General features: G+C 75.9%; 1 protein-coding gene. It reads left to right on the top strand.

The features are described 5' to 3' along the window. Positions 1-2: 2 nt before the first annotated feature. Positions 3-9,848, top strand: coding sequence for an SDR family NAD(P)-dependent oxidoreductase (locus ABD140_RS16605; RefSeq protein WP_344241731.1), 9,846 nt, complete (start codon positions 3-5; stop codon positions 9,846-9,848). Positions 9,849-9,853 lie beyond the last annotated feature (5 nt).

The raw sequence follows: 9,853 nt of genomic DNA, 5'->3' as shown, positions 1-9,853 counted from the left end.
CCATGGCGAACGAAGAGAAACTGCGCGACTACCTCAAACGGACCACGGCCGACCTGCTGCGCACCCGCGCCGCCCTGGAGAAGGCCGAGAACCTCACGCGAGAACCCCTCGCCGTCGTCTCCGCCGCCTGCCGCTACCCCGGCGGGGTGCGCTCGCCGCGGGACCTGTGGCGGCTCGTGGCCTCGGGCACCGACGCCATCGGCCCGTTCCCCGCCGACCGGGGCTGGCCGCTGGCCGACCTCGTCCACCCCGACCCCGGCCACGAGGGCACCACCTACGCCGCCGAGGGCGGCTTCCTGCACGGCGCGGCCGACTTCGACCCCGAACCGTTCGGGATCAGCCCGCGCGAGGCGCTGAGCATCGACCCGCAACAACGCCTGCTGCTCCTGACCGCCTGGGAGGCGTTCGAACGCGCCGGGCTCGACCCCCGCTCCCTGGCGGGCGAGCCCATCGGGGTGTTCGCCGGGATCATGTACTCCGACTACGCCTCCCGGCACGCCCGCCCGCCCGAGGGGTTCGAAGGGCATCTGGGCATCGGCAGCGCCGGAAGCGTCGCCTCCGGCCGCGTCGCCTACGCCTTCGGCCTCGAAGGACCGGCCGTCACCGTCGACACCGCCTGCTCCTCCTCCCTGGTCGCCCTGCACTACGCCGCACAGGCCGTCCGGCGCGGCGACTGCCGCATGGCCCTGGCGGGCGGCGCGACCGTGATGGCCACCCCCTCCACGTTCGTGGAGTTCTCCCGCCAGCGCGGCCTGTCCGCCGACGGCCGCTGCAAGGCGTACGCGGCGGGGGCCGACGGCACCGGCTGGGCCGAAGGCGCGGGACTCGTCCTCATCGAGCGGCTCTCGGACGCCCAAAGGTTGGGCCACCCCGTGCTGGCCGTGCTGCGCGGCAGCGCCGTCAACTCCGACGGCGCCAGCAGCACCCTGTCGGCGCCCAACGGCTCGGCCCAGCGCCGCGTCATCCGCGCCGCGCTCACCGACGCCGGACTCGGCCCCGCCGACATCGACGCGGTCGAAGGCCACGGCACCGGCACCGCCCTCGGCGATCCCATCGAGGCCGGCGCGCTGCTGGACGTCTACGGCCGGGCCCGCGATGAGGCCGACCCGGTGTGGCTGGGGTCGCTGAAGTCCAACATCGGGCACACCCAGGCCGCGGCCGGGGTCGGCGGCCTCATCAAGATGATCGAGGCGATCGGGCACCGCACCCTGCCGAAGAGCCTGCACCTGGAGGAGCCGTCTCCGCGCATCGACTGGAACGCCGGAGGCCTGGTACCACTGGCACAGGCACGGCCCTGGCCGAAGCGGGAGCGGCCGCTGCGCGCAGCCGTGTCGTCCTTCGGCATCAGCGGCACCAACGCCCACGTCATCGTGGAGGAGCCCCCCGCACCCGGGCCCGCCGCGACCACCCGCCCGGCGGGCCCGACGGCCTGGCTGCTGTCGGGGCACTCCCCGCAGGCGCTGCGCGAACAGGCCGTGAGGCTGCGCGAGCACCTCGCCGACCATCCCGACACCGCTCCGGGCGATGTCGCCCACACGCTGCGCACCGCGCGGGCGCTGCTGCCCCACCGCGCCGTCGTCGTCGGAACCCGGACGCAAGACCTGGCCAAGGCCCTACAGGACGTCGTGGACGAGGCGCCCGGCGACCGGACGGCGCTCGGCGAGGCCACCACCACGGGACGGCCGGTGTTCGTCTTCCCCGGCCAGGGCTCCCAGTGGGCCGGGATGGCCCGGGACCTGTACGAGACGTCCGAGGTGTTCCGCGCCGAACTCACCCGGTGCGCCGAGGCGCTGGCACCCCACACCGATTGGGACCTGGTCGAGGTCGTCACCTCCGCCGAAGGCGCCCCGCTGGAGCGCGTCGAGGTGGTGCAGCCCGCCCTGTTCGCGGTGCTGGTCTCCCTGGCCGCCCTGTGGCGGTCCCTGGGCGTCGAGCCCGCCGCGGTCGTCGGCCACTCCCAGGGCGAGATCGCCGCCGCCTGCGTCGCGGGCGCACTGGACCTGCCGACCGCCGCCGCGCTGGTGGCCGGACGCAGCAAGGCCCTGGCCGGACTGGCCGGGACCGGCGCGATGGCCTCGGTCGCGCTGCCCGCCGCCGACATCGAGGGCCGGGAGGGCATCTGGGTCGCGGCCGTCAACGGACCGCGCTCCACCGTGGTCTCCGGCACGGCACCAGAAGTGGCGCGCTTCGTGGCCGAACGCGAGGCCGAAGGGGTGCGGGCACGGCTCATCCCCGTCGACTACGCCTCGCACTCGCCCGCCGTGGAACCGCTGAAGGACGACCTGGCCGCCAGGTTCGCCGCGATCCGCCCGCACGCCGCCACGGTCCCGTTCCACTCCACCGTCACCGCCGGGCCGCTGGACGCGGCCGGGCTCGACGGCGCCTACTGGTACGCCAACCTGCGCGAACCGGTGCGGCTGGCGCAGACCATCGAAGGACTGCTCGCCGAGGGCCACCGCGCTTTCCTGGAGATCAGCCCGCACCCGGTGCTGACCACCGCGCTGCTGGAGACCTTCGAGCACGCCGGGACCGACGACGCCCGCGCCACCGGGACGCTGCGGCGCGGTGACGGAGGTATGGAACGGCTGCTGACCTCGGCCGGCGAACTGCACGTGGCCGGAACGCCCATCGACTGGCGGGCGGCGACCGCAGGGACGCTCACCGACCTGCCCACCTACGCCTTCCAGGAGCGGCGCTTCTGGCTCGACACCGCCGTCTCCTCCGGGCACCCGCTGCTCGGGCGGGGCGTGGAGACCGCCGACGGACGCGGAACCCTGTTCACCGGGAGCGTCCCGAACGGCTGGGCGCGGCGGCACCGCCTCGGCGACCGCGCCCTCCTGCCGGGAAGCGCCCTGGTGGAACTGGCCCTGGCCGCCGGGTCCCGCACCGGGGCCACGGCACTGGAGGAGCTGACCTTCCTGGCACCCGTGGACGTGGCGGACGGGCCGGTGGACCTGCAGGTCCAGGTCGCCGCCGACGGCGGCCTCACCCTCCACGCCCGCCAAGACGACGGTGCCTGGCAGGTGTGCGCCACCGGCCTGCTCGCCGAGGACGAAACCGACCCGCCGGACGGCTTCCCCACCGCCTGGCCCCAAGGCGAACCCCTCGACGTGGCCGCCGCCTACGAGGAACTGGCCGGACACGGCGTGCACTACGGGCCGGGCCTGCGCACGGTGCGGGCGGTATGGCGCGGCGACGGCCACCACGACGCCGAGGTCGCGCTGCCCGAGGGCGCGGGCGGCCACGAACTGCATCCGGCGCTGCTCGACGGCGCGGTCCAGGCCGCCTACCTGGCGAGAGGCCGGGACCCCGTCGTGCCGTTCTCCTGGAGCGGCGTGCGCGTCCACGACGGCGGCACCGTACGGGAGCTGCGGGTCCGGGTGACCGTCACCGGCCCGGACACGGTCGCGCTGGCGGCCGTGGACCCGGCCGGACGAACCGTCCTGACCGCCGAAGAGGTGCGGTTCCGGCCCCTGGACGGCACGAACGCCGCACCGACCGCCGCACCTGAGGTCCGTACCCCGCGCCGGGTGAAGGCGGCGTCCCGGCAGGCGCCGCGCGCCCTGCTGGACGTGGTGAGCAGGACCGTCGCGGACGTCCTGGGCCTGGCCTCCGCCCGGGAGGTCCGCCCCGACCGGCCCTTCCGGGAACTGGGCGTGGACTCGCTGCTGGCCGTGCGGCTGCGCGACCGCCTGGGCAAGACCGTCGGCCGCAGGCTCCCCAGCACCCTGGTGTTCGACCACCCCACACCCCGCGCGCTCGCCGAGTTCCTCGACGACGCCGCCGGCCCCGACGCCGCGGCCCGGACGGAGGCACCGGCGGACGAGCCCATCGCGATCGTCGCGATGAGCTGCCGCTACCCCGGCGGCGCCGACACGCCCGAACGGTTGTGGGAGCTGCTGGCGGAGGGGCGCTCGGCCGTCGGCCCCTTCCCCGAGGACCGGGGCTGGGACCTCGACGCGCTCTTCCACGACGACCCCGACCACCCCGGCACCTCCTACACCCGCAGCGGCGGCTTCCTGCACGACGCCGCCGACTTCGACGCCGACCTGTTCGAGATGAACCTGCGGGAGGCGCGCGCCGCCGACCCCCAGCAGCGGCTCCTCCTGGAGACCTCCTGGGAGGCGTTCCAGCGCGCCGGGATCGACCCCGCCTCGCTGCGCGGCTCCCGCACCGGCGTCTACGTCGGCCTCATCTACACCGAGTACGGCGGCCGCGCCCAGGACGACCCCCGCGAACACGGCGGCTACCTGGGCACCGGCAGCGCCGGAAGCGTCGCCTCCGGCCGCATCTCCTACACCTTCGGCCTGCAAGGCCCGGCCGTCACCGTCGACACCGCCTGCTCCTCCTCCCTGGTCGCCCTGCACCTGGCCGCGCAAGGGCTGCGCCGCGGCGAATGCGACCTGGCCCTCGTGGGCGGGGCGACCGTCATGGCGACGCCCGCGACGTTCGTGGAGTTCTCCCGCCAGCGCGGCCTTTCCCCGGACGGGCTGTGCCGCGCCTTCTCCGACGACGCCGACGGCACCAGCTTCAGCGAGGGCGTCGGCCTGCTCCTGGTGGAGCGCCTGTCGGACGCCGTCCGCAACGGGCACCGCGTCCTGGCCGTGGTGCGCGGCAGCGCCGTCACCCAGGACGGCGCCAGCAACGGCCTCACCGCGCCCAACGGCCCCGCCCAGGAACGCGCGATCCGGGAGGCCCTCGCCGACGCGCGCCTGACCCCCGCCGACATCGACGCCGTCGAGGCGCACGGCACCGCCACGACCCTCGGCGACCCCATCGAGGCACAGGCGCTGCTGTCGGCCTACGGCGCGAGCCGCGACGGCGGGCCCCCGCTGCGGCTGGGCTCCCTGAAATCCAACATCGGCCACACCCAGGCCGCGGCCGGGGTCGGCGGCCTCATCAAGATGGTCCTGGCGCTGGAGCACGGCGTCCTGCCCCGCACCCTGCACGTCTCGGCACCCTCCCGGCACGTCGACTGGGACTCCGGCGGCCTGGCCCTTCTCACCGAGAACGCCCCCTGGCCCACGGGCGGGCGTCCGCGCCGCTTCGGCGTCTCGGCGTTCGGCATGAGCGGCACCAACGCCCACGTCATCGTCGAAGAACCTCCCGCCCCTCCGACGGAAGCGGAAGTACAGGCCGGGCCGGTCCCGGAGGAGGCGCAGGACGGGCCGGTGCCGCTGGTGCTGTCGGCGCGGAGCCGGTGGTCGCTGCGGGCCGAGGCGCGCCGCCTGCACGACTACCTCACCGCTCACCCGGACGCTCCGCTGGGGGCCGTGGCCGCCGAGCTAGCGCGTACGCGGACCGGGCTGCGCCACCGGGCCGTGGTGGTCGCCGCCGACCGGGCGCAGGCGTTGGAGGGGCTGGCGGCCGTCGCCGACGACCGGCCTTCGCCGCTGGCGGTCACCGGGGTGGCCTCCGACGAACTCTCGCCGGTCTTCCTGTATCCCGGGCAGGGCGCCCAGTGGGCGGAGATGGCGCGGGCGCTGCTGGAGGAATCGCCGGTCTTCGCCGCGCGGATCGCCGAGTGCGCGGCGGCTCTGGATCCCGTCACCGGCTGGTCGCTGCTGGGTGCGCTGCGCGGTGAGGTTCCGTTGGAGCGGGTGGATGTGGTGCAGCCGGTCCTGTGGGCGGTGATGGCCGCGCTCACCGCCCTGTGGGAGTCCTACGGGGTGCGGCCTGCGGCGGTCGCCGGGCATTCGCAGGGCGAGATCGCCGCCGCGCTCACCGCCGGGGCGCTGACGCTGCCGGACGCCGCCGCCGTGGTGGCGCTGCGCAGCCGGGCGCTGCTGGCGCTCGCCGGGACCGGTGCGATGCTCGCGGTCTCCGCCCCGCACTCCCGGGTGCGCGAGCTGCTCGCCGGCCTCGGGGAGGAGGTCGCGGTCGCCGCGGTCAACGGGCCCGCCTCGACGGTCGTGTCCGGGCCGGTCGCCGCCGTGGAGGCCGTCCGGGAACGGGCCGAACGGGAAGGGCTGCGAGCCCGGCGGATCGAGGTGGACTACGCCTCGCACTCCCCGGCCGTCGAGGTACTGCGGGAAGAGCTCCTTGCGGTGCTGCCCGTCGTGCCGCCGTTCGCCGCCGGGGAGGTCGAGGTGTTCTCCACTCTCACCGGCGGGCCTGCCGGAGCCGACTTCGCCGACCCCGCGTACTGGTACCGGAACCTGCGCTCACCCGTCCTGCTCCAGACCGCAGTGGAAGCCGCGCTGGCGGCCGGGCACGGCGCGTTCCTCGAGATCAGCCCGCACCCGGTGATCGGGCCCGCCCTCGTGGAGCCGGTCGAGGACGCCGGAGGCGCGGTCCTGGGCACGCTCCGCCGCGACGAAGGGGGACTGGAGCGCTTCCTGCTGTCGGCGGCCGAAGCGTGGACGCGCGGCGTCGTCGTCGACTGGACCGCCCACCCCGGCTCCCAGGACGCGCCGATCCCACCCCTGCCCACCTACGCCTTCGACCGCCGGCGGTACTGGCTGGACGCCGCCAAGCCGCGATCCGGACCGTCCGCCGGGGTCCGCGGCGCCGGTCACCCCCTGGCCGCGAGCGCCGTACGGACCGCCGACGACGGGCTGCTCCTGCTCGGCAGGCTCGACCCCGCCGAACACTCCTGGCTGGCCGAGCACATCATCGAAGGCGGCGCGATCGCCCCCGGCGCGCTGTTCGCCGAACTGGCCGCTTTCGCGGGCGAGCTGGCCGGAACACCGCGCGTGGCGGAACTGACCCTCCAACGTCCGCTCCCGCTGGAGCCGCAGGAGACCGTCGAGATCCAGGTGACGGTCGGCCCGCCGGAACCCGACGGACTGCGCCCCGTGGGCGTCCACGCCCGCCCCTCCGACGGCGAAGGCCCCCTCGGCGCCCCCTGGACCGCCCACGCCCTCGGCACCCTCGGCCCGGCCCGGACCTCGCCGGGAACCCCCGCGAATATCCCAGCGGAGAACCCGTCAGAAGCCTCAGCGCAAACCCTGCCGGATGACGTCCCGCAGTTCTGGCCGCCCGCCGGAGCCGAGGCCCTGGACGTCACCGGCCTCTATGACTCCCTGGCGGCGGGCGGCTATGACTACGGGCCGTCCTACCGGGGTGTCGTGCGGGCCTGGAAGGCCGGGGCCGACGTCTACGCCGAGCTCGCGGCCCCGGCCGTCGAGGGGTTCCCGCTCGCGCCGCCCACCTTGGACGCCGCACTGCACGGGATCGGCCTGGCCGGGCTGTTCCCCGACGACGGGGTGGTGCGGCTGCCGTTCAGCTGGCGCGGTTTCACGCGCTCCGGCGCGGCGGCGGCCGGGCCGCTCCTGGCCCGTCTGCGCCCGACCGATGGCGGTGTGGAGGTCGAACTGCGCCAAGGCGGCGGGCTCGTGGCGCGCGTGGAGGAGATCTCCCTGCGCGCCGCCGACGTGAGCGCCGACCACCTGCTCTATGCCCTGACCTGGCAGGCCGTGGACCAGCCCGCCGCGCCCGCGTCCGGGAACGTGCGGATCATCCGCGTTCCCTCGCCGGAGGGAGAGGATCCGCAGAGCGTCCGGGCCGCCCTGGACTCTGTGCTCGCCCCCATCAGGGAGGCACTGGCGGGCGACGACCCGATCGTCGTGCACACCGTCGGTGCCGTCGCGGCGGTGGAGAGCGAGCGGCCCTCCACCGCCGGCGCGGCCGTGTGGGGCCTGGTGCGCTCCCTGCAGTCCGAGGAGCCCGGCCGCATCACGCTCGTGGACACCGATGCCCGCGACGCGCCCGTCCTGACCGCGGCCGCCTCCGGGGAGGAGCAGGTCGCGGTCCGCGACGGGCGGCTGCTGGTGCCCCGGCTGGCCCGCTGGGAACGCGGCCTCGTCCCGCCGTCCGGCGGCCCCTGGCGGCTGGAGGCCCGCGACGGCGACCTGCGCCTGGGAGCGGCTCGGGAGGGGTCGCTCAGTGAGGGCCAGGTCCGCGTCGCCGTCCGGGCCTCCGGTCTGAACTTCCGTGACGCGATGCTGGTGCTGGGCATGTACCCGGGCGAGGCCGACCTGGGCACCGAGGGGGCGGGCGTCGTCCTGGAGACCGGCCCCGGAGTGGAGGGCCTCGCCCCCGGTGACCGCGTCATGGGCCTCATCGCCGGAGGCATCGGCCCGGTCGCCGTCACCGACCACCGGCTGCTGGCCCCCGTCCCCGACGGGCTCTCCTTCGCCCAGGCCGCGACCGTCCCCGCGGTCTTCCTCACCGCCTGGTACGCCCTGCACGACCTGGCCGACGCCCGGCGGGGGGACTGGCTGCTGGTCCACTCCGCGGCCGGAGGCGTCGGCGGCGCGGCCGTCCAGCTGGCCCACCACTGGGGGCTGGAGGTCTTCGGCACCGCGAGCCCCGCCAAATGGGCGGCCGTGGACCTGCCCGCCGAACGGCTCGCGAGCTCCCGCACTCTGGACTTCCCGGACGCCGTGCGCGCCGCAACAGGGGGGCGCGGCGTCGACATCGTCCTCAACTCCCTCGCCGGGGAGTTCGTGGACGCCTCCCTGGAGCTGCTCGTCCCGGGCGGGCGCTTCATCGAGATGGGCAAGACCGACATCCGCGTCTCCGAAGGCGTCGCCTACCGCGCGTTCGACCTCGCCGAGGCCGGGCCCGACCGGATCGGCGCCATCCTCGCCGAGCTGGCCGCCCTGTTCCGCGCGGGCGTCCTGACCCCCTTGCACGTCACCGCCTGGGACGCGCCCCGCGCCCCGCGCGCCTTCCGGCACCTGTCGCTGGCCCGCCACACCGGGAAGGTCGCCGTGCGGCTGCCCCGGCCGCTGGACCCCGAGGGGACGGTGTTGCTGACCGGCGCGTCCGGCGGCGTGGGCAGGCTGGTCGCCCGGCACCTGGTGGAGCGGCACGGCGTCCGCCACCTGCTGGCGCTCAGCCGCAGCGGGGACGTCCCCGACCTGGGCGGGCTCGACGCCGAGGTCACCGGCGCGGCCGTGGACGTCGCCGACGAGGCGGCGCTGGAGCGGGTGCTGGCGGGCCTGTCCCGGCCGCTGACCGCCGTCTTCCACGCGGCGGGCGTCCTGGACGACGCGACACTGGCCAACCTCACCCCCGAGCGGCTGGAGGCGGTGCTGCGCCCGAAGGTCGACGGCGCGTGGAACCTGCACCGGCTCACCGCGGGCACCGACCTCGCGGCGTTCGCGCTGTTCTCCTCGGCCGCCGGGCTCGTCGGCAACCCCGGCCAGGCGGCGTACGCGGCCGCCAACGTCTACCTCGACGCGCTGGCGACCGTACGGTCCCGGGCCGGGTTGGCGGCGACCTCCGTCGCCTGGGGCCTGTGGCGCTCCGACAGCGCGATGACGGGCGCGCTGTCCCGGACGGACCTGGCCCGCATGACCCGCTCGGGCGTGCTGCCCCTGTCGGCGGAACGGGGGCTGGCGCTGCTGGACACCGCCCTGACCTCCGGCGACCCGGCGCTCGTGGCCGTCCGGCTCGATCCCGGGCGGTTGAGCGCCGGGTCGGCGCCGCCGCTGCGCTCCCTGATACGGGCGGCCGCCGCGGCCCCTGCCCCGGCGGAGCGGGTGGAGGGGCTGGGCGAGCGGCTGGCGCAGGCCGCGCCCGAACAGCGCCGCGGCCTGGTCGCCGACACCGTGTCCCAGTACCTCCAGGCCGTCCTGGGCCGCGCGCCGGGCACGGCCGTCGAGGCGGGACGCAGCTTCAAGGAGCTGGGCCTGGACTCCCTCACCGCGGTCGAGCTGCGCAACCGCCTCGGCCGGGCGGCCGGGGTGCGGCTCCCGGCGACCGTCGTGTTCGACCACCCCACCCCGGACGCCCTCGCCGACCACCTCCTCGGCCTCCTCGCCCCCGCGGAACCGCAGGAGGAGGACGGCGGCGTCGAGGAGCTCTTCGCCTTCATCGACTCAGAGCTACGACCTTAGGGAAG

It is taken from the genome of Actinocorallia libanotica, from assembly GCF_039525175.1.
GTDB lineage: Bacteria > Actinomycetota > Actinomycetes > Streptosporangiales > Streptosporangiaceae > Actinocorallia > Actinocorallia libanotica.
The sequence above is the reverse complement of the archived record's forward strand: the minus strand, read 5'-3'. Positions and strand labels throughout refer to the sequence as shown.